25 protein-coding genes are annotated in these 26,301 nt (G+C 34.9%); 9 read left to right on the forward strand and 16 right to left on the reverse strand.

From position 1 onward, the window contains the following. Positions 1-56 precede the first annotated feature (56 nt). The 6 genes from AC0NBN_RS03460 (at position 57) to AC0NBN_RS03485 (ending at position 5,200) form a co-directional block, all read left to right on the forward strand. Positions 57-1,274 (forward strand): TCR/Tet family MFS transporter, encoded by a 1,218-nt coding sequence (locus tag AC0NBN_RS03460; protein WP_143883739.1) that lies wholly within the window; start codon positions 57-59, stop codon positions 1,272-1,274. A 61-nt stretch (positions 1,275-1,335) separates the two neighbouring features. Then, the gene (locus AC0NBN_RS03465) at positions 1,336-1,674 is read left to right on the forward strand and encodes a Sec-independent protein translocase subunit TatA/TatB (protein WP_143883740.1); all 339 of its coding nucleotides are present in this window, start codon (positions 1,336-1,338) and stop codon (positions 1,672-1,674) included. Positions 1,675-1,676: 2 nt separating this feature from the next. Beyond that, complete coding sequence (locus tag AC0NBN_RS03470) at positions 1,677-2,246, forward strand: phosphatase PAP2 family protein (protein ID WP_160811668.1); 570 nt, start codon at positions 1,677-1,679, stop codon at positions 2,244-2,246. 60 nt (positions 2,247-2,306) lie between these two features. Beyond that, positions 2,307-3,122 carry a tetratricopeptide repeat protein gene (locus AC0NBN_RS03475; protein ID WP_160811625.1) on the forward strand — a complete coding sequence of 272 codons (816 nt, stop codon included), beginning with the start codon at positions 2,307-2,309 and terminating at the stop codon, positions 3,120-3,122. Positions 3,123-3,157: 35 nt separating this feature from the next. Continuing rightward, entirely contained in the window at positions 3,158-3,607 is a 450-nt protein-coding gene (locus tag AC0NBN_RS03480) for a tRNA (cytidine(34)-2'-O)-methyltransferase (RefSeq protein WP_160811626.1), read from the forward strand. 114 nt (positions 3,608-3,721) lie between these two features. Next, on the forward strand, positions 3,722-5,200 hold the full coding sequence (locus tag AC0NBN_RS03485) for a hypothetical protein (protein ID WP_160811627.1): 1,479 nt from the start codon (positions 3,722-3,724) through the stop codon (positions 5,198-5,200). A gap of 38 nt (positions 5,201-5,238) precedes the next feature. On the opposite strand, the gene AC0NBN_RS03490 is transcribed toward AC0NBN_RS03485, so the two are convergent. After that, positions 5,239-5,712, reverse strand: coding sequence for a 23S rRNA (pseudouridine(1915)-N(3))-methyltransferase RlmH (locus tag AC0NBN_RS03490; RefSeq protein WP_143883743.1), 474 nt, complete (start codon positions 5,710-5,712; stop codon positions 5,239-5,241). A gap of 31 nt (positions 5,713-5,743) precedes the next feature. Here AC0NBN_RS03490 and AC0NBN_RS03495 point away from each other — a divergent pair, with 31 nt between their 5' ends. Next, on the forward strand, positions 5,744-6,739 hold the full coding sequence (locus tag AC0NBN_RS03495; RefSeq protein ID WP_160811628.1) for a YihY/virulence factor BrkB family protein: 996 nt from the start codon (positions 5,744-5,746) through the stop codon (positions 6,737-6,739). Positions 6,740-6,742: 3 nt separating this feature from the next. On the opposite strand, the gene AC0NBN_RS03500 is transcribed toward AC0NBN_RS03495, so the two are convergent. The 15 genes from AC0NBN_RS03500 to AC0NBN_RS03570 form a co-directional block, all read right to left on the reverse strand. Next, positions 6,743-7,663: a VOC family protein gene (locus tag AC0NBN_RS03500; protein ID WP_474467055.1), complete on the reverse strand. Its 921-nt coding sequence runs from the start codon at positions 7,661-7,663 to the stop codon at positions 6,743-6,745. A gap of 11 nt (positions 7,664-7,674) precedes the next feature. After that, entirely contained in the window at positions 7,675-8,871 is a 1,197-nt protein-coding gene (gene nhaA / locus AC0NBN_RS03505; protein ID WP_143883745.1) for a Na+/H+ antiporter NhaA, read from the reverse strand. 10 nt (positions 8,872-8,881) lie between these two features. After that, a complete protein-coding gene (locus tag AC0NBN_RS03510; RefSeq protein ID WP_143883746.1) occupies positions 8,882-11,086 on the reverse strand; it encodes a RelA/SpoT family protein in 2,205 nt (734 codons plus the stop codon). A 126-nt stretch (positions 11,087-11,212) separates the two neighbouring features. Then, a complete protein-coding gene (locus AC0NBN_RS03515) occupies positions 11,213-11,575 on the reverse strand; it encodes a hypothetical protein (protein WP_160811629.1) in 363 nt (120 codons plus the stop codon). A 181-nt stretch (positions 11,576-11,756) separates the two neighbouring features. Then, positions 11,757-13,685 (reverse strand): acetate--CoA ligase, encoded by a 1,929-nt coding sequence (gene acs / locus AC0NBN_RS03520; RefSeq protein ID WP_474467086.1) that lies wholly within the window; start codon positions 13,683-13,685, stop codon positions 11,757-11,759. Between the two features lie 83 nt (positions 13,686-13,768). Further along, the gene (locus AC0NBN_RS03525) at positions 13,769-14,221 is read right to left on the reverse strand and encodes a GNAT family N-acetyltransferase (RefSeq protein ID WP_160811631.1); all 453 of its coding nucleotides are present in this window, start codon (positions 14,219-14,221) and stop codon (positions 13,769-13,771) included. Between the two features lie 12 nt (positions 14,222-14,233). Further along, a complete protein-coding gene (locus AC0NBN_RS03530; RefSeq protein ID WP_160811632.1) occupies positions 14,234-16,120 on the reverse strand; it encodes an AMP-binding protein in 1,887 nt (628 codons plus the stop codon). A gap of 108 nt (positions 16,121-16,228) precedes the next feature. Further along, entirely contained in the window at positions 16,229-16,588 is a 360-nt protein-coding gene (locus AC0NBN_RS03535) for a response regulator transcription factor (RefSeq protein ID WP_087706415.1), read from the reverse strand. Positions 16,589-16,728: 140 nt separating this feature from the next. Next, positions 16,729-17,166, reverse strand: coding sequence for an IS200/IS605 family transposase (gene tnpA, locus AC0NBN_RS03540; RefSeq protein ID WP_160811633.1), 438 nt, complete (start codon positions 17,164-17,166; stop codon positions 16,729-16,731). Between the two features lie 71 nt (positions 17,167-17,237). Continuing rightward, positions 17,238-19,913, reverse strand: coding sequence for an ATP-binding protein (locus tag AC0NBN_RS03545; protein ID WP_474467088.1), 2,676 nt, complete (start codon positions 19,911-19,913; stop codon positions 17,238-17,240). Next, a complete protein-coding gene (locus AC0NBN_RS03550; RefSeq protein ID WP_059137151.1) occupies positions 19,906-20,100 on the reverse strand; it encodes a hypothetical protein in 195 nt (64 codons plus the stop codon). Before AC0NBN_RS03550 ends, AC0NBN_RS03545 begins: the two co-directional genes overlap by 8 nt. A 93-nt stretch (positions 20,101-20,193) precedes the next feature. Further along, complete coding sequence (locus AC0NBN_RS03555; RefSeq protein WP_056014937.1) at positions 20,194-20,418, reverse strand: DUF6814 family protein; 225 nt, start codon at positions 20,416-20,418, stop codon at positions 20,194-20,196. Between the two features lie 39 nt (positions 20,419-20,457). After that, positions 20,458-22,041 (reverse strand): MFS transporter, encoded by a 1,584-nt coding sequence (locus tag AC0NBN_RS03560; protein ID WP_160811635.1) that lies wholly within the window; start codon positions 22,039-22,041, stop codon positions 20,458-20,460. A gap of 35 nt (positions 22,042-22,076) precedes the next feature. Next, positions 22,077-23,456 carry a porin gene (locus AC0NBN_RS03565; protein WP_160811636.1) on the reverse strand — a complete coding sequence of 460 codons (1,380 nt, stop codon included), beginning with the start codon at positions 23,454-23,456 and terminating at the stop codon, positions 22,077-22,079. A 260-nt stretch (positions 23,457-23,716) separates the two neighbouring features. Next, positions 23,717-24,133: an IS1/IS1595 family N-terminal zinc-binding domain-containing protein gene (locus tag AC0NBN_RS03570; RefSeq protein ID WP_050379900.1), complete on the reverse strand. Its 417-nt coding sequence runs from the start codon at positions 24,131-24,133 to the stop codon at positions 23,717-23,719. A 160-nt stretch (positions 24,134-24,293) separates the two neighbouring features. Here AC0NBN_RS03570 and AC0NBN_RS03575 point away from each other — a divergent pair, with 160 nt between their 5' ends. Both AC0NBN_RS03575 and argG read left to right on the forward strand, forming a co-directional pair. Next, entirely contained in the window at positions 24,294-24,890 is a 597-nt protein-coding gene (locus AC0NBN_RS03575; protein WP_160811637.1) for a GNAT family N-acetyltransferase, read from the forward strand. Further along, a complete protein-coding gene (gene argG / locus AC0NBN_RS03580) occupies positions 24,862-26,049 on the forward strand; it encodes an argininosuccinate synthase (RefSeq protein WP_160811638.1) in 1,188 nt (395 codons plus the stop codon). Before AC0NBN_RS03575 ends, argG begins: the two co-directional genes overlap by 29 nt. The last annotated feature ends 252 nt before the right edge of the window (positions 26,050-26,301 follow it).

A 26,301-nucleotide genomic window follows, 5' to 3' on the forward strand; every position in this document is an offset into this window, starting at 1 on the left:
TTAAAACGGTAAAGTTTTAAACAATAATCAAAATATTAACTAATTTTGCATCCGCAATGGAAAAATCAAAAAAGAAAGCAGCAATAGGTTTTATTTTTGTAACGCTTTTGATAGATATTATCGGATTAGGAATTATTATTCCTGTAATCCCGAAACTTATAGAAGAACTTATTCACGGAAGTGTAAACGAAGCTGCAAAATATGGCGGATGGCTCGGTTTTGTATATGCTTTTGCGCAATTTATCTTCGCTCCGGTTATTGGTAACCTAAGTGATAAATATGGAAGAAGACCAATAATTTTAATTTCACTTTTCGGGTTTGCCGTAGATTATATATTTCTTGCCCTGGCTCCTAATATTATGCTTCTTTTTTTAGGACGAATTATTGCCGGAATTACAGGAGCAAGCTTTACCACAGCCAGTGCATATATCGCAGATATTTCTACAGATGAAGACCGTGCAAAAAACTTCGGAATGATTGGTGCTGCATTTGGTCTGGGATTTATCATCGGACCTCTTTTAGGCGGCGGCTTAGGATATTTTGGTCCAAGAATACCTTTTTATGCAGCAGCAGTTTTATGTTTGCTTAATTTTTTGTATGGTTATTTTATTCTTCCTGAAAGTTTAGATAAAGATAAAAGACGTGATTTTGACTGGAAAAGAGCAAATCCTGTAGGTTCATTTAAATTTATTTTGAAACATCCTGAACTTTCCGGGCTCATTGTGTCACTTTTTCTCGTATATATTGCTGGACATGCAGTACAGACCAACTGGAATTATTACACCATGGCTGTTTTCGGATGGGATGAACTTATGGTTGGAATTTCATTAGGAGTAATTGGTATTCTAATAGCTTTGGTTCAGGGCGTTCTGATCAGATGGACAACGCCGAAATTAGGTGAAAATAAAAGCATCTATGTAGGTTTGTCATTGTATGCATTAGGAATGTTGCTTTTTGCTTTTGCCACAGAAGGATGGATGATGTTTGCTATTTTAATTCCGTATTGTCTGGGTGGGATTTGCGGACCATCTTTACAATCGGTGATCAGTAAGAATGTTTCGGCAACAGAACAGGGAGAGCTTCAGGGTGCACTTACAGGTTTGATGAGTGTAACTTCATGCATAGGTCCACCTTTGATGACGTATCTTTTTTATCATTACAGTGAAAAAAGTGCTGTCGTAAAATTTCCGGGAGCTCCTTTTTTTCTGGCATTTATTATGATGTCTGTAAGTGTTGTAATAACGTACTATGCTTTTCAAAAAAAGAAGTCTTAAAATTTGTTTAAAAATGCCGCATAATATAATTTGTATGTATAATCTTTTGTAATTTAGCCTTATGGAATTAAGCATTGGAGAAATGGCACTCGTTGCCATCGCAATAGTAGTTTTGTTCGGTCCCGACAAACTTCCGCAGATTGCCCGAGATTTGGGTTCTGGTGTGAGAAAAATGCGTGGAGCCGTAGAAGATATAAAAACCGAAATTTTGAAAGAAACCGATAATCCTGTTTCCGAAATAAAACGTGAGATAGAAAAAGTAAAAGATGCTGCCAAAGATTTTAATCCCATGCAGAATATTGAAGAAAATATCTCGAAAAAACCTTCTGAATCTGCTCCCCAACAACCTATAATAAAGCCGGCAGATGACGAAGCATACGAAGGTCCTGTAAGCAGATAATGATGGAGGAAATTATTCAGCAAGACAAAGAGCTTTTCCTTTATCTAAATAATTTGGGCGATACGCCATTTGATCAGTTCTGGATTATTGTTTCTGATAAGTGGATCTGGATCCCGCTTTACGTTATCTTTTTTTATTTTTTATATAAAAATTTCAAGCTGAAATCGCTTTTATATATCTTGATTTTTGCAGCAATCGGAATAACAGTTTCAGATCAGGTATCAGGAATTTTTAAATACGGTGTTGCGAGACTTAGACCTTGTAATGATCCTTCTCTTCAAAATTTCATGAGAATTGTAAAATGTGGCGGACCTTACGGTTTTTATTCCGCTCATGCATCCAATACTTTTTTTCTGGCAACGTATCTTGGCTTACTTTTGAAAGATAAGTTAAAATGGTTCCCTTATTTCATTTTTATCTGGGCGATGGTGGTAGCTTACAGCCGTATTTATCTAGGAGTACATTTTCCGATGGATATTCTTGCAGGTGCCGTTGCAGGAACTGTATTCGGATTGATGTTTTTTCTTTTGGTGAAAAAAGTAATGAGCAGACAAGCAGTTTCAGGAAACTGATATGATTTCATATTAAAGAAAATAGTAATTTAGCTTTCAGTAAACAGCAAAATCCTAAATATGAAAAAACAACTACTATTTTTTTCTATAGCTTTATCAGCTCTTCATTTTGTATCTGCACAAGATAAAAAAACAGCTGAAGAATGCTTTAAAAAAGCTGACTATCAATGTGCAGAAGAGCAGTATTCAAAGCTTGTTTTAACCGAACATATCCAAAGATATCAATCTGAATATTACAATCTGCTTGGAACATCTCAGCGCAGATTAGGAAAAACAGCACAGGCTTTTAAATCTTATGAATCTGCATTAAGATCTGATCCGAAATCTGTTTCGGTATACGAAAATCTGGCATCACTTCATAATCAGAAAGGCAACAGAACAAAAGCGCTAGAATATATTAATACCGGTATCAGAATTGAGCCTGAAAATGCTGAATTGTATCTCACCCGGTCCAAAATTTACAATAATTTAGGTAAAAAAGATCTGGCAATGGAAGATTTGAAGCATATTCTTACGTTTGCTCCGGATAATATTTTTGCAAGAACAGGTTTGGCAAACCTCAAAAAAAATAACGGAGATCTGGATGGCGCACTGAAAGATTATAATCAGCTTCTTTCCGAAAAGCCAGAATCTCTTTTATATAACGGAAGAGCAGATATTTATCTGAAAATGAAAAAAACAAAAGAAGCTCTCGCAGATATTAATAAAGCCATAACTATAGATCCTAAATTTTCTCAGTCATACGTAACGAAAGCTGCTATTTTGTTTGAAACAGGAAAAGATAAAGAAGCTTGTACTAATCTGGAAAAAGCTGGCGCAGCAGGTTATGAGAAAGTGCTTTTACAGGAATATAATGCCAAATGTTCTAAAAAATAATCAGTTTTAATTAATATTAATCATTCAAAATATTCATGTTAAATATCGTTCTGGTCGAGCCTGAAATCCCAAACAATACCGGAAATATAGGAAGATTGTGTGTGGGAACCGAAAGCAGGCTGCATCTCATTCATCCGCTAGGATTCTTAATTGACGATAAAAATTTAAAAAGATCAGGTTTAGATTACTGGGTTCATCTGGACGTTACGGAATACAAAAATGTACATGAATGGATATCTGCAATTCCTGACTTATCAAGAGTGTTTTTGTTTAGTTCTCATGCTGATAAATCTTACCTTGAAAATGATTTTCAGGATGGTGACTGGCTTGTTTTCGGAAAGGAAAGTGTGGGTTTAAGTAAAGATGTTTTAGACCGCTTTGATAATCATTTAACGATTCCGATGTCTAATCTCATCAGAAGCTTCAATATAGCCAATTCTGTTGCTTTTGTTGTGGGAGAAGCGAAAAGGCAAATAGGGTTGTAATAAATTAAAACAGCTTTTTGATTTTTATAGTAAGTAATGCATCGGAAATTTGTTAGATTTGGAAATTAGGAGAAGACAAAACTTTTCAAATTGCTTAGTTGAAAAAATAATACGATGAAAATTTTTATTCTTGCATTTTTATTATGTCCTTTTTTTGCATTTACGCAAATAAACAAAGAACTCGAATTTGATATTAAAAAATACGATTCTCTATCTTTGATAAGTGATTTCAGAACAATTGATAATTTTGATGAATTTGTATTGTTAAGAGATAAAGTAGAAAAGTCAATTCTTTCAAAAACTAATGAATCGGATTTAGTAAGTTTCTATAAACAAGAAATTCCTTTGTCTTTCAGAAAGTTAATTATTCAAAAATTCTTTGAAGATAATGATACAGCAACTGTTGTTCAACTTTTTAAAGCAACCATTGGACGAAAAGATATAATAGCAGAAAGCCATTCTATTAGAAATTTTGATCCAGAAATTGGATCTATTATTTTTAACGGAGAATTGTTTGAGCGTTTAATAATGGATCCCAAAACATATGAGATTAGGGAAAGTGCTCTAAAAGATGAATTATTAAATTTTATTTTTGCTTCTGAACCATTAAATGAAAATTTACTGTCCAATATTCAATATGCTATTCCTTTGAAGAAAGAATATTATGATGTAATTAAAAAACTGGTCAAAGAGAAAAATTTCCCTTATCTGCTCGGATATATAGCTAAATTTAAGAAACAGGAAGATATAGAATTTATTAAAAGTTTTGGCGACAAATCTTTCTTTGCTATACAGGAGTTCCCTGATGAGAAATTTATTCCATTTCTAGAGCAGTTTATTGAAAAATTTGCAGGTGATGAAGATTTTTTTGTATACCAAACCTATTTGAGAACTGTTGCAAAATTTTGTAGTCCAAATGCGAAGATACTTGTTGAAAAAATATTTAATTCTGGTAACCCCAGAAGGAGTTTTTTAATTTCGGCTTTGAGTAGGAGTACTTATGATTTTAAAAACGAAGTATTTGTTGATCATTATTGCGAACTATATTATCCTTACATAAAAGAAGCTTGGATAAATGATGGAGTACTAGATAATTATGTATTCGAAAATTACACAAAAAAAATTCTCAATAAAAATGACCTTGCAAGTTATCTATATAATGGATTTAAAAAAATTAAGATTAATGAATTTTCTACACGTGATATAGATAATGAAGTTGAATTACCGAATCTTTCTCAAACGAATATCAAGTTTTTGAAAACCCTAAATAGTACAATGTATCTAGAGATTGTAAACAAATATATTTTGGAGCTGGATTTTTTGCAACATTTGGATTTTTTCATAAAATTTCTTGATGACAGACAAGCAATTTTAAATGCTAAAGATGCTATAAAACTGAGGATTGATAAAGAAGAAAATTCTAATTATTTAATTTATACTGCACAAACATTAAAAAAAAATGATTATAAAGAGCTTTTCGATTATACAGTTGAAGCAATCAAAAGGCTAAAACCTAAAGTTATGAAAGGAGATCACGATTACAGCAAAGAACAAATAAAAATTTTTGAAAAACAATTTTATCTTTCTTTATAATTTTTTGAATACATATAAATATTCAAAAAAAATATATCTCAATCGTTGTGATAAGGTTTTCCCTGCAAAATCTGATCTGCACGGTAAAGCTGTTCCACAATAAATAGACGAATCATCTGATGGGTAAATGTCATTTTAGATAATGACATTTTTTCGTTGGCTCTGCTGTAAATTTCGTCTGAAAATCCGTAGGCACCGCCAATAAGAATGTGGATCTTTTTTACCGAAGAATTCATCCAGGTATCTATTTTCTGAGAAAATTCTCTGCTTGTAAACTGTTTTCCTTTTTCGTCTAAAATAGTAACCCAATCATTCTTATCAATATGGTTGAAAAATAATTTAGCTTCTTCCTTTTTCAGGAGATCAGGAGAAAGATTCTTGGCATTTTTGATGTCGGGAATTTCTGTGATTTCAAAATTCCAGTGTTTTGGAAGCCGGGCAAGGTAATATTTAATCAAAGAGGTAATTTCTTTATCATCTGTTTTACCGATACAAACTAAACTGATTCGCATTTCTTATATTTGCTAAACACAAATATACTTTATGGCTATAAAAATTCCTAAATTTATCCTGAAAATTCAAGAGTTTCTTGATGATTTGCATATTCCTGTACTCGGAATATCACTTTGGCAGCTGTTTCAGATTTATTTTGCAGGAGTTTTTAAAGGAAAAATAGGGAAGAAGGCAGCTGCAATCTCCTGGAGTTTTACATTGAGTCTCTTTCCGTTTCTTCTGTTTCTGCTTTCCGTTTTGCCTTATATGCCGCATTATGATAAACTTCAGTTTTATATTTTTGAAGTTTTGATGAGTAATATTTTTCCGTCTAATATTGAGGGAGATGTTAGAGGATATATTCAGGAAAATATTATTCCTAACATGAAGGGAATAAGTAATTTGACTATACTTATTGCTTTGGTTTTTGCGACAAACGGAACTTTTTCCATCATCAACGGCTTTAATGAAAATTCTAAGGAGAAATTACCGGATGTCAAAGAATTTATTCTTTCATTCTTTATTACGATAGGCTTTGTAAGTGTTGTTTTTTTATGTCTGTTTGGAGTCTATTATGCTGAAGTTGTTCTCAAACAATTTAAACCTGCTTATGATTTGTCATGGTTTGTGAAAAACCTTTCCAAGCTTATTGGTTTCGTTTCATTTCCTATATTTTTCTTTTTACTCTTAACTTTATTTTACTGGTTAGGAACAGTGAAAATTGCAAGATTCCGACAGGCAATTCCGGGAGCGATCCTTACAACTGTTTTGTTTATTCTTACAACCTATCTCTTTACTCTTTATGTAAAAAATGTGGCACGATACAACGTATTATATGGTTCTATTGGAAGTATGATTTTGCTGATGATCTGGATCAATGTAAATGTTTATCTTCTTCTCTTCGGAAATGAACTGAATATGGCACTTCGCAAATTAAGAATAGAGAAGCTTCTTTCGGATGAGATCAAAAGAAAGACTAAAAGTTATCACGCCGAAACTACCGAGCCAAATCTTGAAAGTGATGAAGAGCACAGGAGAGAAAAATAGCAATTATTCCTGTAAATTTCTGATACATTTTTCCCTTATATCCCATATTTCATCAAAACTTCTGTCTATTTTATTATTGCTTAGCCAGTCTTTTATAAAACTCTGATGGTATTCAACTTTAAAAATGTCTACTTGTTCAGGTTCAATTTCGATTTCCTGAATGATGTACTTTTTGAGATTGTTAATATCAGAATTTTGAGTGGTAACATCAAACCTTTCATTATTGATCATTAAATAGCAATGTGCTTCCGGGATAAAATCCAGATGATGATCCTGTAATACATTTCCAATTTTAGGAGTATTCAGATGATTCATTTTGTACATTCCTAAAATGAGTTTAACATTATCAATATGATTAAGCTTGGCAATTTTTCGTAAAAAAGCATGTTTTGAACTGCAGGTTCCTCTGTTCTCTTTTAATACTAATGATAAGTCATATCTGTTTGAATTTCTACCGTAGGGAAGCTGTTTTATAAAGTTAACTGCTTCGCTCCAAGTTCTGATGTTTTTTTGTAATATTAAGCTTGTCAGTTCATCATCAGAAAATAAAGCAATTTGTTTAGTAGAAATAATGATTTTGTATCCATCAGGATCAGAAAATAATATTTCGTTATTTTCCCAATAAGGATTTCTTGGTTTTTCCTGCTGAATATGATTGCTTTTTAATTTTCCTATAAAATTTTGATATTCCAAGTCCGAATTTACATAAAACACCAAAGCATCGTCTTGATCAAAAACACTTTTGGGTGACTCTTCCGATGCTGTAAACTCTAAATGCCAATCTGTATTTTCGAGTCCTAAAAATATACCGTTATATCCGTTATGGTTTTCAAAAGATCCTAGTTTGTTAAGACCAATAATTTTGGTATAAAAAATTTCAATACAAGGAAGATCCCGGGTGTGTCTGGCAAATCTTAATATCATTTTGGAAAAAACTAATTTTGAGCCAATTCCATTTCTTCATCATCGTCTTCTTCAATATTTTTTGATCTGCTCAGAATAAAATACCCTAAAACTGCTGCCAGAAAAGAGGCTATCAATATCGCAAATTTGGCTTCATCCTGAATGTCAATCTGATGTTTAAATGAAAGTAGAGCAATAAAAATTGACATCGTAAATCCTATTCCTGCCAAAAGACCTACACCCATCATCTGGCTCCAAGAACTATTGTGCGGGAGCGAACTGATTTTTAATTTAACCGCAATAAAAGAAAGAAGATTAATACCAATTAGTTTACCTAAAACGAGTCCACAGATTATTCCTAATCCCAAACTGCTGAATAAACCATCTGTCATTCCGCTTTTGAATGCTATATTGGTGTTTGTCAACGCAAAAATAGGCATAATGATAAAACTTACCGGAAAGTGCAGAGAACGCTCCAGTTTTTCTAAAGGAGAAATTTTTATGTTGGAAACATTCGTAGGAATGCTAAACGCCAGCAAAACTCCTGCAATGGTCGCGTGAATCCCTGAATGATGCAGATAATACCACAAAAAGATTCCTGGAATAATGTAAAAGATAATTCTTTTAATTTTTAAATAATTAAGTGCAAATAAGAATGCTGTAATTCCCAGCGAAAGCCAGAGATTCATCCACTGTATTTCATCAGTATAGAAAATAGCAATAACCAGAATGGCTCCAAGATCATCAACAATTGCTAACGCAGCAAGAAATATTTTCAGCGACGAAGGAACTCTTTTCCCCAACATGGAAATAATTGCCAATGAAAATGCAATATCTGTTGCCATGGGAATTCCCCAGCCTTTGCTGTAAGCTGTACCATTATTGAAAAGACTGTATATAACAGCGGGAACCAGCATTCCGCCAATGGCGGCAAAGATTGGAAGAGAGGCATTTTTAAATGAAGATAATTCGCCTTCTACCAACTCTCTTTTGATTTCTAATCCTACCAAGAGAAAAAATACAGACATTAAGCCATCATTAATCCAAATACTTATCGGATACTGTAGATGAAGACTTTCTATACCGATTTTTGTATCTAAAAATATCTGAAAATGTTCACCTAAACCTGTATTGGCAATGATGAGCGCCAATATTACACAGCAAATAAGCAAAATACCTGATGACTGGCTGCTTTGAAAAAATTTTTTGAAATATACAGATAACTTCATTCTTATGATTTTACAGCCTTCTGATACGGGAAATTCCGTCGATGGCTTTCAGTTTTTTAAAGGTTTCTTCAAGCTGACCTTTGTGTTTTACTTCTAGATTGATGGTTCCGGTAAAAATTCCGTCATTAGACTCTATAGACATACTTTTCATATCCATTCCCATAGCGCCGCTGATAACGGTGGTAATGTCATTAATCATTCCCATCCTGTCGAGTCCTTCAATCTCTATTTTGATACGGTTTTTAAAACTTTCCTCATTTACCCATTTTGCAGGAATTACCCTGTAATCATACTGAGCTCTGAGGTTGATCGCATTCGGGCAGTTGTCATTATGTACCTTAATGCCTTCGGAAATGGTAATAAATCCGAAAATTTTATCTCCCGGAATCACCGTACAGCATTTAGCATACGTATAATTGAGTTTTTCTTCATCCTTTCCGAAGACAATCATGTCGAGATTTATTTCTTTTGAGTCTTCGTAGTTCGGATTTTTGTTGGAAGTTCTCTTGAATCGCGAAAGCAGATTGTTGAATACGTTTTTGCTTTCAATATATTTTCTCAGACTGCTTGCATCAAGCTCATTGGTCTGAAATTTAAGAAATAATTCCTGCGAACTTTTAAGATTAAAAAATTTCTGAAGTTTGTTGATTTCCTCATCATTAAAATTAATTTTTGCATGGCGAAGCTTTCTTTGCAAAATTTCTTTACCTTCTTCTACAAAAGAGTTTTTCTGAGAATTAAGGAAACTTTTTATTTTAGATTTTGCTTTTGAAGTCACCACAAAATCCAGCCAGTCAAATTTTGGTTTTTGATTTTGTGAAGATAAAATATCTACCTGATCTCCATTTTGCAATACATAAGAAATTGGAACAAGCTTTCCGTTGATTTTGGCTCCCAAACATTTCATTCCCAGATCGGTATGTACCGAAAATGCAAAATCAAGCGCTGTTGCATTGGTCGGAAGAATCTTAATTTCCCCTTTTGGCGTAAAAACAAAAACCTCTTTAGAATAAAGATTTAGTTTTATATTGTCTAATAATTCTGTGGTAGTAAGATTTTGCTGCTGTTCAAGAACTTCACGGATCTCTGTTACCCATTTCTCAAAGTTCCTGTCATCATGACTTTGTTTGTAGCCTTCTTTGTATTTGTAATGTGCGGCAACACCTTTTTCGGCAATATCATCCATTCTTTCCGAACGGATCTGAACCTCAATCCATTTTTTATCAGGACCTAAAACGGTAAGGTGTAAACTTTCATATCCTGTGGAACGGGGCTGTGTGATCCAGTCTCTCATTCGGGAGGGATTGCTGTGATATACGTCGGTTACAATAGAATAAATTTTCCAGGCAAGGAACTTTTCGTTTTTCGCATCTGATTTGTAAATAATTCTAATGGCGTAATTATCAAAAACTTCCTCAAACGGAACACCTTGTTTCAGCATTTTTCTGTAAATAGAAGAAATTGCTTTCGCACGGCCTTTAATGCTTACATTCAGACCTTCTTCCTGCAGCCTTTCGGAAACTTCTTTTTTAAATTCTTCAATATATCTTTCCCGATTTTCTTTTGCCAGTTCAAGTTTTTCGGTGATTTCGCTGTAAACTTCGGGGTTATTATATTTCAGAGAAAGATCTTCCAGTTCAGATTTTATGTTGTACAATCCCAGTCTGTGAGCCATTGGGGCATAAATATACACCGTTTCAGAAGCAATTTTTTTCTGCTTATCGGGTGCCATGCTTTCCAGAGTTCTCATATTATGAAGACGGTCTGCAATTTTGATCAGAATTACTCTGAAATCTTCTGAGAGAGTCAGCAAAAGTTTTCTGTAATTTTCAGACTGCACAGAAATATTCTGATGATTCATAATAGAAATCTTCGTGAGACCGTTTACAATACCTGCAATTCTCTCTCCGAATATCTTTTTTAAATCTTCATACGTATAATCGGAATCTTCAATCACATCATGCAGTAATGCACAGGCAATAGAAGTAGCACCCAGACCGATTTCTTTTGCAACAATTTTTGCAACTGCGATAGGGTGGTATATATAGGGTTCGCCCGATTTTCTCCTCTGATCTTTGTGCGCATCCAGCGCAATATCAAAAGCCTTACGGATAAGCTTGTTGTTTTCCTCATCCAAAGTCCTGTATGTATTAGAAATCAGGTCTTTATATCGTGCTAAAATTTCTTTGTTTTCTTGCTCCAAATCGTAACTCATCTGTGTAAAAGCTTTATTGGAACGAAAGTACGAAAAAATAAGGATTTTCCCGGGTTATACAACAAAAAATCCGCAGAAAAATATCTACGGACTCCGGTTAAAAGTTTTTATCTTTTGGTTAGTTTTTTAGGCTTTCACTTCAGAGGTAATTCCATCATGCTGAACTTTTATTCTGACATTCGGGCTGTTGTGAATTTCGGCTTTGCACCGTGCATCTATCAGTTTTTTAAGATGACTGTACGAAGCCTGTTTGATACTCATGTTTTCAAATAAATAAGTCTTAAGAACCTGATTCTGATCAAAAATGTGCCTGATTTTTTCGGTCAGATCTCTGTTCTTTATTTCTACACTCACCAACAACTGGGAGTTATGATCCTCACTAAGATAAACAATATACTCGGAATCCCGAATGCCTGAACTTTCCAGTTCCAGCTCGAGTTTTTTGTAATCATTCTGATGGCTGAACATTCCTGCTAAGATACTCGACATATTACTTTTGTTTTGGTATCTAAAGGTAGTAATAATTTTAATATCATTAAAAAATTTTTAATAAAATTTATAATATTTTATTTTATCTATAAAAAATTAATAAAATTTAAGATGTTGTCTATTTTCGCAAATAAAAAACTCTGCTCAGCAGCAGAGTTTAATGTTTATATCTGAACGGATTTTAAATCCTTTCGTTTTTGATTTCTTCAACGATTTCAGGATTCAACAAAGTGGTGATGTCTCCAAAATTGCTGAAATCTCCTTCAGCGATTTTTCTTAAGATTCTACGCATAATTTTTCCTGAACGAGTCTTCGGAAGTCCGGAAACAAACTGTATTTTATCAAGCTTAGCAATCGGACCGATCTGGTCTGAAATCAGTTGATTAATTTCTTTTTTCAGATTGTCCTTATCTCTGCTTTCTCCGGATTCTTTCAGAATAACAAAACCATACAGTGCGCTTCCTTTAATATCGTGCGGGAAACCAACAATCGCTGATTCTGCAACTGCAGGATGTTCATTAATGCTGTCTTCAATAGGAGCGGTTCCCAGATTATGTCCGGAAACAATCACTACATCATCTACACGACCTGTGATTCTGTAATAGCCAACCTCATCCCGCAAAGCACCGTCTCCTGTGAAATATTTCCCTGGAAAAGCCGTAAAATACGTTTCCTTGTATCTTTGATGATCTCCCCAAATAGTTCTTGCAATTCCCGGCCACGGAAAACGGATACAAAGATTTCCTGTAACCTGATTTCCTGTAATTTCATTGCGTTTATCATCCATCAAGACGGGTTGAATTCCCGGTAAAGGAAGCGTTGCGTAGGTTGGTTTTGTAGGCGTAACGAATGGAAGTGGCGAAATCATAATTCCTCCGGTTTCAGTTTGCCACCAGGTATCAACAATCGGACATTTTTTCTTTCCGACATGATCGTTAAACCAATGCCAGGCTTCATCGTTGATCGGTTCACCAACAGAACCGATCACTTTTAACGAGCTTAAATCGTGTTTGTCTACCCATTCTGAACTTTCTTTAGCCAGAGAACGAATGGCAGTCGGAGCTGTATAAAACTGTGTAATTTTATGTTTTTCAATCACTTCCCAGAATCTGTCCGGTTCAGGATATGTAGGAACGCCTTCGAAAATAACAGTGGTCGCACCGTTTAAAAGCGGTCCGTAAAGGATGTAGGAATGTCCTGTAATCCAGCCAATATCTGCAGTACACCAATAGATGTCGTTTTCTTTATAATTGAATACATTTTTAAAAGTATACGCAGTGTAAACCATGTATCCGGCGCAGGTATGAAGCATTCCTTTAGGTTTTCCTGTAGAACCGGAAGTGTACAGAATGAACAGCGGATCTTCTGCATCCATAATTACGGTAACGAAATCCGGAGAGGCGTTTTCGTAAAGATCTTCCATCCAGAAATCTCTATGCTCCTTCATTTTTACTTCATTATTGGTTCTTTTTACTACCAAAACTTTTTCTACACTTGGCGTTTTTTCCAGAGCTTCGTCTACAATGCTTTTAAGATCTAAAACTTTGTTTCCTCTGTAGCTTCCGTCTGAGGTGATGACCATTTTTGCACCACAGTCATTTACTCTTGAAGAAACTGCCGATGCCGAAAATCCTGCGAAAATAACGGAATGAACGGCTCCCAGTTTTGCACAAGCTAACATAGTGATAGCCAATTCCGGAATCATCGGAAGATAGATGCAGACTCTGTCGCCTTTTTCGATGCCCATTTCACGAAGAACATTCGCGGTTTTGTTCACTCTTTTATAGAGTTCGTTGTAAGAAATATGCTGTGCTTCTTCTTTTGGATCGTTCGGTTCCCAGATGATTGCTGTTTTATCGCCTCTTACCGCTAAATGTCTGTCGATGCAGTTTTTAGTAATATTTAGTTTAGCATTTTTAAACCACGAAATTTTGGCTTCATTCATATCGTATTTTACGACCTTGCTCCATCTCTGATACCACACGAAATTTTCATCTGCAATTTTATCCCAGAATTTTTTAGGATTTTTGATCGATTTTTTATACTCTTCAAAATATTGCGGTAGGTTTTCTATCTGATAGTTTCTCATATTTTTCTTTTTAAAATTTATTTTATTATTTAAATTATTGTCTTAATACACAATGTGCGGAGTTTTTTGTTTTTTATGTAAGCCTAAATCATGAATAATTTGATCTATAATTTTAGTTCCATAACGGGTAAAAACCGATTTTTTATTGATGTTTCAATCTGGCTGATTTTTAGAAATCCGAAACCTTCATAAAATTTCTCTGCATTGGGATCAGCTTCCAAAATTATCTTTGCTGTTTTTTCTTTCTTAGTTTTATTCATGAGATCGTTCATAAGTATTTTTCCATAACCTTTTCGCATTTCTTCAGGAACAACGAATAAATTGTCAAGTTTTACAGTATTTTCATTAAAATTAAAATAAGAGTAGTAAGCAATAATTTTATTATTTAATGATAATTTATATACCTCACTTTTTTTGATATAATCTTTACTTATCGTTAAATCTTGCGACCATTCTTCCATTTGTTCATCCGAATATCCCCAATGTGCTTTTGATTTTTTGGTTATTTCGGTTAAAATCTTATCGTCTTCAGGATTTGCTTTTACTATTTTCAACATTATGATTTCAATTTATGCTCTGTATTCTCCAATTTTCTCCTGAATCTCTTCAATAATCTTTTCGTCATCAATCGTCGAAGGAATCTGAAATTCTTTTCCGTCCAGTAAAGTTCTGATCAGCTTTCTTAAAATTTTTCCAGAGCGTGTTTTAGGTAAGCGTTTTGCAACCATCACATTTTTAAGGCAGGCAACAGCGCCTATTTTTTCGCGGACTGTTTTTACGATGTCTTTTTCTACCTGATCTTCAGAAACAGCAGATCCGTTTTTTAAAACGACTGTTGCAAAAGGAATCTGTCCTTTCAGTTCATCATCAATTCCGACTACGGCACATTCTGCAACATCGGGATGAGAGGAAACAATTTCTTCCATTTCGGAAGTGGAAAGGCGGTGTCCTGCAACATTAATGACATCATCCACTCTTCCGGTAATGAAAATATAGCCGTCTTCATCTTTTATGGCTCCGTCTCCGGAAAAATAATAGCCTTTGTACTGCGAGAGATAGCTTTTCTCAAAACGGTCATAATCATTCCAGATTCCTAATAAAGATCCTGGTGGAAGTGGTAATTTTATAACTAAATAACCTTCATGATGCGCATCCAGTTCATAGCCGTTTTCATCGAAAATTTTAATATCATAGCCCGGAATTGGTTTTCCTGCGGAAGCTCTTTTGATTTTGTAGTCGTCATTAAAAGTCATTAAACCCAGCATTGGCGAACCGGATTCTGTCTGCCACCAGTGATCGATTGCCGGAACGCCGATGTGTTCAGCAAACCAGTCCAGAGTGGCGACATCACATCTTTCGCCTGCTAAAAACTGCTTTTTGAAATGGCTTAAATCATATTTTTTCACCAATTCTCCGTTCGGATCTTCTTTTTTGATGGCTCTGATTGCTGTTGGAGCGGTAAACATTGCTGCCACTTTATATTCGGAAATAATTCTCCAAAATGTTCCTGAATCGGGCGTCATAATGGGTTTTCCTTCAAAAATAATCGTTGAATTTCTGTTGATTAAAGGACCATAAACGGTATAACTGTGACCAACTGCCCATCCGAAATCGGAAGCTGCCCAAAAAGTCTCCCCCGGTTCGATTCCATAAATATATTTCATCGAAAACTTTAGCGCGGTTGCGTAACCTCCCGTATCTCTTGCAACGCCTTTTGGTTTTCCGGTCGTTCCGGAGGTATACAGCAAATAGAGCGGGTGAGTGGATTCCACCGAAACACAATCTGCTGGTTCTGAATTCTGAACCAGATTTTCGTAATCAATTAACCCATCAAACATTTCATGTTGATTGTCAACTAATTTTCTGTTGTACACAATGATGTGATCCACCTTATCCTGTGCCAGTTCGATCGCTTTTTCTACTAAAGGCAGATAAGGAATTCTTTTTGCAATCTCAACTCCAGCGGTTGCTGTAATTAATGCTTTTGGTTTACAGTCGTCAATTCTCACTACCAGTTCATTCGGTGCAAAACCTCCGAAAACCACATTATGGATCACTCCGATTCTCGCGCAGGCAAGCATGGAAAACAAAGTCTGCGGAATCATCGGCATATAAATGACAGCAGTATCGCCTTTTTTTAAGCCTAAAGAAATTAATCCTCCCGCCAATTTTGAAATTTCTTCTTTGGTTTCATTGAAGGTGTAGGTTTGCTTTTGGTTCGTTACGGGAGAATCGTAAATAACCGCAACCTGATCTCCAAAACCATCTTCAATATGTTTATCAATACATAAATAGCACATATTGAGTTTTCCGTCCGGAAACCACTGGTTGTATTGGTTTTCGTCATTAGAAGTAATGGTTTTCGGGAATTCAAACCAACTGATTTCCTGAGCCTGTTCTTTCCAGAAATTCTCTTTGTCTTCTATGCTTTGCTTAAATAAAATATCTGTATTCATAATAGTTTTTATGTTTTTGTCATTGCGAGGAGCGTAGTGACGAAATAATCTTTTAATACTTTGTTGAGATTGCTTCACTTCGTTCGCAATGACGGTGTGGAAAATGTATTAAAACATTTCTTCTATTTGCTGCATGAGTTTTTTTATTGAATAAGGCTTTGTAACGTAAGCATCGGCTCCCATTTCCAGCCCTTTTTCAATATCTTTCGGATTGTTTTTGGCACTTAGGAAAATTACTTTTGTATCTTTCAGTTTTTCATCCTGTTTTATTAGTTCCAGGGTACTGTATCCATCAAGATTCGGCATCATAATATCCAGTAAAATGACATCAGGCGTCATTGTTTTCAGAAATTCCAAAACTTCTGTTCCGTCCCTCGCAATAAATACGTCGTATCCATTTTTCTTAAAGCTGTATTCCAGCGACATTAATATTTTGTGCTCGTCATCAGCAATGATTATCTTCTTCATATTGTGGTTGTCTTATTGTTCAACTGCATTGTTTTTATTTGTTTCTTTTGGGGAACCCGAAGGGTTCAATTTAAATAGCTGTAGGTGAAACCTAAGGAATAATGATTCGCATCATACCATCCCGTAAGGGTTGAATTTTATTAATTTAATTCCGGATCGATTCCATGTTCTGTTAAAAGCTTTTTAAATTCATCATCAAAAGTCTCTGTTTTATGGTGATGTTTTTGATTTTTTATATAATTTATTATTGTTTCTTTATCCTTTAATGAATAGGTAAATGCTCCGTATCCTTCCTGCCATCCTGAGAATTCAGGAAATAATCCCGATTCTTTCATCCACAAATTGGTTGCAACTTTTATATCTTTTACAAGGTTGCTGAGATTTACATTTGGATGCAGATCACAAAAGATGTGGATATGATCCGGCATTCCATTAATTCTATATAATTTACATTTTTTATTTCTTAAAATTCCCCAAATATATTTGTAAAGTTCTGATTCATTTTCTTCATTAATTGTTTGTTCCCGATGTTTGGTTCCAAAAACAATATGATAAAATATTTGTCGATACGTTCCCATCTTCTCATTTGTGTTTATTTATTTCCATAGGTTTTACCTACGGCTATTTAAATTGAACCCTTTGGGTTCTCTCATCCCTTATCTTCTTTTGGCAGAGCAATTGTAAATGTCACACCCAATCCGCTGTTTTCTGCTTTTATGGTTCCGGAATGTGCTTCTACGATTCTTTTTGAAATAGCAAGCCCAAGACCGCTTCCGGAAGGTTTTCTTATGTTTTGGTTCTTTGATTGATAAAACTTATCAAAAATAAGCTCAAGATCTTCTTCGGGAATATGTTTTCCGGTATTGAAAATCGCTATGTTGAGATCATTATCTTTTTCAAAAAATTTGGTCTGAATAGTTCCCTGCTCATCTGTAAATTTCAAAGCATTTCCTAAGATATTCTGAAATAACTGAATCATTCTTGCTTCATCATATTCAAATAAATAATGATTAAGAAGATTGACTTCACTTATATGAATGTTTTTCTGTTGAATAAGATGGATAATAGGATTCAATGCTCTTTTATACGTTTCCAGAATATTGTTTTTCTGAATGTGCAAAGCAATTTCGCCATGCTGGAGTTTATCCAGATACAGAATATCATTAATAATTTCACTTAAGCGGTCAGATTCAGTGATGATATTGTTTAAAAATTCTCTTTTAATTTCTAAAGGAATATCGTCGTCATCGGCTAAAATTTCTCCTGCTGAACGAATGGCTGTAATCGGAGTCCGCAATTCGTGGGCAACAGAATCTAAAAAGTCATCTTTCTGTCGGTCTTTGATGATTAAATTTTCATTCGCTGCAGTAAGATCATGAGAAAGCTGTTTGAGTTCTTCAGATTTTTCGGTCAGTTTTTTATTCAGAATGATGTTTTCTTTAGATTCTTCAAGAATATTTAAAACTTCTTTCAAAGAAATTTTATCTTCTTTGGTAACGCCTTCAATTAAAATTTTTGCAGAAGCAGTCCCAATTCTTCCTGCCAGAAGATTTTCAGAAAATTTGATAAATCTTGAGTCTGCGGTTTCTTCCTGAGTATCAATATTGTATTTGATATTGAAGATCCGCATTGCCTGTTCGGTCTTCTTTTTACCTAAAAAACGTTCCAGAATATTTTTAATATCCGAAACATAAGCCGTTCCTCTCCATATAAAAGCATTTTCATGATTTTGGATATATTTATCAATATCAACATATAGTTCGGCAAAATTTCTTTCACGGTAGTTTCCTTTCATGCTTACCGATAAAATCGTGAATAAACCTGTGTTTACCAAAATAGACCAAAAGAAAATTTCCGGAATACGGTCTAAAAATGTTATATCAAAGAACTGGAAAGCATCATACATATTTCGTAAAATACCCTTCAGATCCTGATTGTAAGAAAAATAATACTGTGGAATAATTAAGCCGAAATAACAGATAATTAAACCTGCTAAAAGTCCGGTAATTGCTCCTTTATAACTTCCTCTTCTCCAGAATATGGCTCCGAAAAATGCAGGAGCCAACTGTGCGATAACGACAAAAGAAATCAATCCCACAGAATCGAGCGAAGTTTTCAGAATGAAATATTTATAAAAGACAAAAGCTAAAATAATCAGTCCGAAAATTGAAAACTTTCGAATATTGGTAATGTTTCTTGTATTTTGAGTTTCATTTTCAGCTTTAAATTTGCCCAATAATCCGTAAGGAATAATGAGGTTGTTGGAAAGCATGATGGATAAGGTAATTGATGATATAATAATCATCGAAATTGATGAACTTAAACCACCAAGAAATACCAAAACGGTGATTAAAGTATTATCAAAATACTGCGGAATTAAAATAGAATAGAATTCCGGATTTACATTCTGACCATCAAAAAGCAATCTTCCGCCCCATGCAATAGGAAAAATAAAAACAGTGAAAACCAATAAATACAATGGGAAAAACCAAATGGCTGTTTTGATGTGTTTTTCCTGTCTGTTTTCTACAATAGCCGTATGAAACTGTCTTGGAAGAATACAGATTGCTGTTCCGGAAATCATACTGAGAACCATCCAGTTCATGGCGCCTTCCACACCATTGAAAGTATTTTTAGCCTTAAAATCAGGAAATTTACTTGCCTTGCTGTAAAGATCTGAAAATCCGTCAAATGAGAAATAAATAACAAATAAACCTAAAATAATAATGAAAAACAGTTTAAGAAAACTTTCTAAAGCTATTGCTGAAATAATTCCTGATCTTTTTTCTGATGCATCTACATATTTAGTTCCATAATATGAAGAAAATACCGCAATTAAAACAACGACAAAGGTTGCACTGTCATTTAAAATGTTTTTAGATATTGCCGTTTCTGTTACCAAATGAAAGGTTTCGGAAATTGCTCTTATCTGTAATCCGATATATGGAATAATTGCTAAAATACACACCAAAGTGATAATAGCGCTGAAACTTCTGCTGTTTCCGTATCGTAAAGAGATAAAATCTGCAAGACTGCTTATTTTGTTGATTCTTGAAATACGGACAATCCTTGTGTTGATATAAATCCATGCCGGAATAATGATAACCGGACCAATATAAATAGTAAGGTAATTGAGTCCGCTTGTCGCAGCAACGCCAATGCTTCCATAATACGTCCATGCAGTACAATATACAGCAAGAGACAAAGCGTAGATGTATGGATTATTGATCCAGAACTTACTTTTTTTCTTCTCAGCAAAATACGCAACAAGAAACAGAAGAGCCAGATAAATAAGAACAACAGTAAATAATGCGAAACTACTCATCATATTTTTTTACAATGAAGAAAGAAATCATAATAGAAATCATCCAGACAGAAAAAACATACACCAGAATTCTTGGAAAACCTAAAACCTCTTTCTCGCTGTTGAAAAGTAGGGAAACAGGAATACTGAAAGCAATCAGCAGACCTATACACAGGATAATCAGTTTTTGTTCGTGACGTTTTTTCATGATGGAATGATGAATTTATTATAATTGGTAAACATTGATCAGAAAGATAATTGATGAATAGAATCATTCATCAATTATCATCTAACATTTAATTTACTTATCGTCAGAATATTCTCCTATCAAAGAGTAATATCCGAAAATTGCCATTCCACCGGAGACAATGGGTACCAATACAAAAAGTATAATGATACCAAATACAAGATCTTCCTGCTTTCCTGAGGCGAGTTTAGGGATTCCCATCACTGTGATCCCAAAATAGGCAACAGCAAGAGCAATTAAAATCCAAACAATGCCTAATATTTTTTTTAGTCCGTCCATTTTCGTAGTTTTAAAATTAGTGAATTTTGATTAAATAAGCTATTTGTCGTGGATATTATTGTTTTTGTTTTTAAGATAAAACATTCCGATGACCAAACAGACTGTTGCAACACCGATAGGATACCAAAGACCTTCGAGATACCACGTTGCGTGTCCCGCATCTTTACCTGTGGTTACCAAATAGGTTGCAACCGCAGGAAGTAAGCCTCCAAATACGCCATTACCAATGTGATACGGAAGAGACATCGATGTATAACGGATTCTCACCGGGAACATTTCTACAAGAAATGCTGCAATAGGACCATAAACCATCGTAACAAAAATCACCTGAATAAAGATAAGGAAAACAAGATACCATTTTGTGCTGTCACTTAAGGTAACGGATTTTGATACTTTAGGTTCTTCAGCTTTTCCATCCTTCATTACCGGACCGTTGATTGACCAATGAACAATACTGTCTTTTTTAATTAAAGTTCCGTCGGTATAAACTGTTTCTTTATGGAAAGTGATCAGACTGTCTGCTGCAATTTCTTTATGAACTTTGGCGGTTCTGTTTTCAGTAATGCCATTATCGGCAACTGTTTTAGCTTCGATATTAATGCTTTTGTACATAGCATCATAAATCGGTCTGTACGCTAAAATAGCAATCAGCATCCCAGTCATCATAATCGCTTTTCTTCCTACTTTATCAGACAGCCATCCGAAAAACACAAAAAACGGAGTTCCTAAAAACAATGCGGTTGCCATCAAAGAATCTACCTGTGCAGATTCTACATTCATCACTTTTTGAAGGAAGCTCATGGCGTAGAATTGTCCGGTGTACCAGATTACTCCCTGTCCCATTGCTGCTCCAAATAAGGCAAGCAAAACAAATTTGAAATTAAATTTATTTCCGAAGCTTTCTTTTAAAGGATTTTTTGAAGTTTTTCCTTCACTTTTAGCTTTTGCAAACAAAGGAGATTCTTTCATGTTTTTTCTGATGATATAAGAAACACCCACCATAAGAATCGAAATCCAGAACGGAACTCTCCATCCCCAAGTGTCAAATTCTTCTGCTGAAAGTGAACTTTTCGTAACAAGAATAACAATCAGAGAGATAAAAAGTCCTGCTGTAGCGGTAGTCTGAATCCACGATGTCCAGTAACCTCTTCTGTGTGGCTGTGCATATTCTGCGACATACGTTGCTGCACCACCGTATTCACCTCCTAAAGCCAGACCTTGTAAAAGTCTTAAAATTAAAACCAAAACAGGTGCTAAGAATCCGATAGTTTCATAGCTGGGAATACATCCGATCAGGAATGTTGAGAAGCCCATAATTAATAAAGTGACCAGAAAAGTATATTTTCTGCCAATAATATCTCCTAGTCTTCCGAAGAATAAAGCTCCGAATGGTCTTACGACAAAACCTGCCGCAAAAGTTGCCAATGTAGATAAAAATGCTGCGGTAGGATTGTCTGCAGGGAAAAATTTGGTTGCCAAAACAATGGCGAGACTTCCAAAAATATAGAAATCATACCATTCTATAAGGGTTCCGAGAGATGACGCTGTAATAACGCTCCAGATGGTGCGGTTTTTCTGCTTTTCAGTCATATTCTCGTAGCTGTCGTGATGTTGCTGGTTCATATTACTAGATTTTATTTTTAATTAAGAATGAAATTTTAGAGATAAATTTGGAGCTGGATAATAAACTCTCCTTTGGAAGTCGGGCTTTCAGTCGGACTTGTGTAAACAGGTCTTGTAGAATATTGAGTGGTAACCTTTGCATGATGACCATCTAAAAACCAGTTGGCTCCTACATCAAACTGAGAAGAAGATTTCTCATAAGCATCAAAATTTTTGTGAGTATAAGCTGCGAACGGCTGAATTCTGATTTTTGGCTTTTCGGCCTGACTTGGTAGTAATAATCCCGCCTGAGCGTAGATGATGTCACCTGTACCTATCATTGGCTGTAGATTTCCCGGTCCGGCTATTGCACGTTGCCCGACAAAGTTGGGATCATTGGCTGCAACGTTCATGATTCCCAGATTCCTTACATAATTAGGTCCGAATTGATAGTTAAAATAACCTGCGTAAGCAGAAACAGCCATTTTATTTTTAGCATTTCCCAAAGGAATATCTGCAAAAGCATCGGCGGAAAGTAATGTTATATTATGTTTTTCAATATTTGAATTGACTGAAGTTCTCGTTCCGTCTTTTTGATGATAAAAACCTGCACCCAGATTGAAAACCTTTTTGGTTCCCAGATAAGAGCCTACTTTATACGGCAGTGTATTCGATTCTGAATCTAAGAACTGATATTCAAAATAACCTGCCTTAGACCAATTTGGGTTTCCGTTGTTGTCAACTGCAACTGAATTATCAGGATTTAAAGTGTTAGCTGGAGTAAGATCGGTTGCAAATGGTTTATTCAGACTCATTCTGTACTCAAAATTTCCATATTTTCCTTTGGCGAAAACTCCCATCTGTCGTGCAAACTGATCCGAATTATCAATCAGAGGCCAACTGAAAATAGGGGAGTCTACTGTAAGAAAATTTAATGTTGAAGCCATCGTCATACGGGAAAGTCCCATGTAATAATGAAGTCCTCCTCCTAAAGTAAGACTGAATTTTCCTGCTTCTCCCGGTAATATAACAGCATATTCATTCCATGCATCATGAAAGAAAAGCTGAGGTTTTTTACCGTTTCCGTAGCTTCCCGTTCCTGATGTTCCGGTTGCTCCGCCGTTGATGAAAGTTTGATTATTTATACCGACGTGCGCAAGAATCATGTATCTTTTACTGATCTGTGCATACGCCAAAATACGTGCTCTTCGGTTTCCTAAGTTCCAGGTATTGTCGGTAGCTTCACCGCCGACCATACTTCCGGGATTCATGTCTGAATTTCTGATCCAGAACTGATCCCATAGAATAAATCGTACATATTTATCTCCGTTAGGATTTAGATTTATTTTTAAACCGCTTCCATAATCCGGAGAACCTTGTGAGTATAAAGAACTGCTGATTAAAGCTAATCCAATAAAACTTAATATTTTCTTCATAAATTATTAATTTTTTGGCTTTTATTTTGTGAAAGCCAAATTGGAATTAATAATTTAATTACAAAAATTTAATATATATAATTGGTAATAGTATATTTTTTAATTTTAAATCATGAATTTTGAGCTGAAAAACTGTTCTTATAAATCATGTTTTTTAAATTAAATTGATAATTAATGTTTTGATTATTATATTTTTAAATGAATAAATTCTATTTCATTAGAACTCAAAATTTATAATTAATAACTTATAACTTCTGAATCTACTTCTTAAACCTTTCCCATTTTATCAGCATATATTTGTCTGCAAACTGTGTGATAATTAATCCTGAATTCTTCAGATTTTCTTCTTTACTCATATATTCAATCAGTTCATTTTGTTTTAGGATTTTATACACCGGATGAAATTCAGAATGAGGAGGTCTTGTAATATTGTATTTCTTAATCCACGAACTGATCGTAACGTGCGAGACACCAATAATTCTTTCAATTTCACGGAAACTTAAACCCTCAAGATACAGCTGTAATGCTTTGGTTACATAGTAATCATCTATTTGTTTCCCAAGTTTTTTCACAGTAAAATAATAGTTGCAGTCTTTACATAAAAAGCGTTGCTTGTTGTTTACAATTCCGCTTTTAACCACTTTGTCTGTGTTGCATTTCGGACAGCGATTTTCCATAGCTATATCTTTTTAGCAAATATATAATAATTTAGCAAAATATTAAATTCATGTAAAGATAAAATTACCTGTATATTAATTTAATGCAATAAAATTATCTTTTTTATTTGCTTATTAAAGAAATTATATTTTAAATTTGCCAAAAAATTTAGATAAATAAATGGAAATAGAAGTTTCCTCATCCATACATCTGAAGTATGTGAGTGAAATACAGCAGGAAATGTACGATTCTGCACAGCGCAGAGGAACGGGGATTGCCAAACGTTCCATCGAGTATCTCAGTAAAAAAATTACTGAAGGTAACGCTGTAGTTGCCACTGATAAAGGAAAGTGGGTAGGTTTCTGTTATATAGAAACATGGTCTCACGGACAGTTTGTTGCCAATTCAGGACTTATAGTTTCTCCGGAATTCAGGCATTTGGGAGTGGCAACCTTAATCAAGGATAAGGTCTTCGCTTTGTCCCGAAAAAAATACCCAGATGCTAAAATTTTCGGATTAACTACCGGTTTGGCGGTTATGAAGATCAACAGCGATTTAGGATATAAACCCGTTATCTATTCTGAATTAACACAGGATGAAGAATTCTGGAACGGCTGTAAAAGCTGCGTCAATTATGATATTTTAATGAAAAAAGAACGGAGAAACTGTCTTTGCACAGCAATGCTTTTCGTTCCCGATAATACAAAAAACAGCACTGAAAATAATCAGTCTGAAAACAGATACAATAATGAGCAAGAAAGTAGTTTTAGCATTTAGCGGAGGTCTGGATACCTCTTACTGCGCCAAATATTTGAGTGAAACAATTGGATATGAGGTGTATGCAGTGACTGTAAATACCGGAGGTTTTTCCAAAAATGAAGAAAAAGAACTGGAGAAAAAAGCCCTGAATCTTGGGGTAAAAGAATACAGGTGCGTTGATGCTCAGGAAGATTATTACAATTCTTGTGTAAAATATCTGATTTTCGGTAATGTTCTGAAAAACAATACCTATCCTCTGTCTGTAAGTGCGGAGCGTACCATTCAGGCGCAGGAAATTGCAAAATATGCGATTGAAATCGGCGCGGATGCAATTGCGCACGGAAGTACGGGAGCGGGAAACGATCAGGTTCGTTTTGATCTTATTTTTCAGGTAATGTGTCCGAATGTAGAGATCATTACGCCCATTCGTGATATGGCTCTTTCCCGTGAAGAAGAAATTGAATTCTTGAAAAGTCACGGTTACGAAATGGAATTTCAGAAAGCACAATATTCTGTCAATAAAGGACTTTGGGGAACTTCAGTTGGCGGAAAGGAAACGCTGACTTCAAGAAATTATCTTCCTGAAGAAGCTTTTCCGTCACAAATTAAAGAAAATCAACCTTCCGAAATAGAAATTGAGTTTAAAAATGGTGAAGTTGTAGCAGTAAATGGCGAAAAATTTGAACATTCTGTTTATGCAATTCAGAAAATTGAAGAATTGGCTTCGGCTTATGGAATCGGTCGTGATATTCACGTAGGAGATACCATTGTCGGAATCAAAGGAAGAGTAGGTTTCGAGGCGGCAGCGGCTTCAGTGATTATCAAATCGCATCATTTATTGGAAAAGCATACGCTTTCAAAATATCAGCAAATGATGAAATCCCAATTATCAGACTGGTACGGAAACTGGCTTCACGAAGCACTTTTCTTAGATCCTGTGATGAGAAATATTGAGTCTTTTCTTATTGATTCTCAAAAAGCAGTCAGCGGAAAAGTATTTGTAACCCTTCATCCTTATCGATTTATCTTAAACGGAATTGAATCTGAACACGATTTGATGTCAGACAAATTCGGAAGCTACGGAGAAGCAAACAGGGCGTGGACAGGCGAAGATGTGAAAGGCTACACAAAGATTGTAAGCAATTCTTTAAATATATACCATCAGATTAATAAATAAAATTTGGGCAGCTTTATCCGCCTTCCGCTCCCAATCTTTTTTGCAAGACGATTTCAGATTCAATAGAACTTGAATTCCAAGCAAAAAAGGATTTCCACTCAAGTCGGGCTGCGAAAATTTGGGCGCAAAATGAACCCGCAGGGTTCAATATGAATAGCCGTAGGTGAAACCTATGGATTAAAAAGGATCAACATAAACATAGAATCCGAAGGATTCAATAAAAGTAGCCGTAGGTGAAACCTATGGACAAGA

This window comes from Chryseobacterium sp. L12, assembly GCF_056133985.1.

What these genes read in the sequence shown, in the direction of transcription:
- AC0NBN_RS03560 (WP_160811635.1), bottom strand. Translation starts at nt 22,041, where the DNA reads ATGAACCAGCAACATCACGACAGCTACGAGAATATGACTGAAAAGCAG.
- AC0NBN_RS03465 (WP_143883740.1), top strand. Translation starts at nt 1,336, where the DNA reads ATGGAATTAAGCATTGGAGAAATGGCACTCGTTGCCATCGCAATAGTA.
- AC0NBN_RS03575 (WP_160811637.1), top strand. Translation starts at nt 24,294, where the DNA reads ATGGAAATAGAAGTTTCCTCATCCATACATCTGAAGTATGTGAGTGAA.
- AC0NBN_RS03460 (WP_143883739.1), top strand. Translation starts at nt 57, where the DNA reads ATGGAAAAATCAAAAAAGAAAGCAGCAATAGGTTTTATTTTTGTAACG.
- AC0NBN_RS03510 (WP_143883746.1), bottom strand. Translation starts at nt 11,086, where the DNA reads ATGAGTTACGATTTGGAGCAAGAAAACAAAGAAATTTTAGCACGATAT.
- AC0NBN_RS03535 (WP_087706415.1), bottom strand. Translation starts at nt 16,588, where the DNA reads ATGAAGAAGATAATCATTGCTGATGACGAGCACAAAATATTAATGTCG.
- AC0NBN_RS03565 (WP_160811636.1), bottom strand. Translation starts at nt 23,456, where the DNA reads ATGAAGAAAATATTAAGTTTTATTGGATTAGCTTTAATCAGCAGTTCT.
- AC0NBN_RS03490 (WP_143883743.1), bottom strand. Translation starts at nt 5,712, where the DNA reads ATGCGAATCAGTTTAGTTTGTATCGGTAAAACAGATGATAAAGAAATT.
- AC0NBN_RS03495 (WP_160811628.1), top strand. Translation starts at nt 5,744, where the DNA reads ATGGCTATAAAAATTCCTAAATTTATCCTGAAAATTCAAGAGTTTCTT.
- tnpA (WP_160811633.1), bottom strand. Translation starts at nt 17,166, where the DNA reads ATGGGAACGTATCGACAAATATTTTATCATATTGTTTTTGGAACCAAA.
- AC0NBN_RS03555 (WP_056014937.1), bottom strand. Translation starts at nt 20,418, where the DNA reads ATGGACGGACTAAAAAAAATATTAGGCATTGTTTGGATTTTAATTGCT.
- AC0NBN_RS03525 (WP_160811631.1), bottom strand. Translation starts at nt 14,221, where the DNA reads ATGTTGAAAATAGTAAAAGCAAATCCTGAAGACGATAAGATTTTAACC.
- AC0NBN_RS03545 (WP_474467088.1), bottom strand. Translation starts at nt 19,913, where the DNA reads ATGAGTAGTTTCGCATTATTTACTGTTGTTCTTATTTATCTGGCTCTT.
- AC0NBN_RS03500 (WP_474467055.1), bottom strand. Translation starts at nt 7,663, where the DNA reads ATGATATTAAGATTTGCCAGACACACCCGGGATCTTCCTTGTATTGAA.
- AC0NBN_RS03485 (WP_160811627.1), top strand. Translation starts at nt 3,722, where the DNA reads ATGAAAATTTTTATTCTTGCATTTTTATTATGTCCTTTTTTTGCATTT.
- AC0NBN_RS03470 (WP_160811668.1), top strand. Translation starts at nt 1,677, where the DNA reads ATGGAGGAAATTATTCAGCAAGACAAAGAGCTTTTCCTTTATCTAAAT.
- argG (WP_160811638.1), top strand. Translation starts at nt 24,862, where the DNA reads ATGAGCAAGAAAGTAGTTTTAGCATTTAGCGGAGGTCTGGATACCTCT.
- AC0NBN_RS03515 (WP_160811629.1), bottom strand. Translation starts at nt 11,575, where the DNA reads ATGTCGAGTATCTTAGCAGGAATGTTCAGCCATCAGAATGATTACAAA.
- nhaA (WP_143883745.1), bottom strand. Translation starts at nt 8,871, where the DNA reads ATGAAGTTATCTGTATATTTCAAAAAATTTTTTCAAAGCAGCCAGTCA.
- AC0NBN_RS03550 (WP_059137151.1), bottom strand. Translation starts at nt 20,100, where the DNA reads ATGAAAAAACGTCACGAACAAAAACTGATTATCCTGTGTATAGGTCTG.
- AC0NBN_RS03475 (WP_160811625.1), top strand. Translation starts at nt 2,307, where the DNA reads ATGAAAAAACAACTACTATTTTTTTCTATAGCTTTATCAGCTCTTCAT.
- AC0NBN_RS03570 (WP_050379900.1), bottom strand. Translation starts at nt 24,133, where the DNA reads ATGGAAAATCGCTGTCCGAAATGCAACACAGACAAAGTGGTTAAAAGC.
- AC0NBN_RS03530 (WP_160811632.1), bottom strand. Translation starts at nt 16,120, where the DNA reads ATGAATACAGATATTTTATTTAAGCAAAGCATAGAAGACAAAGAGAAT.
- AC0NBN_RS03480 (WP_160811626.1), top strand. Translation starts at nt 3,158, where the DNA reads ATGTTAAATATCGTTCTGGTCGAGCCTGAAATCCCAAACAATACCGGA.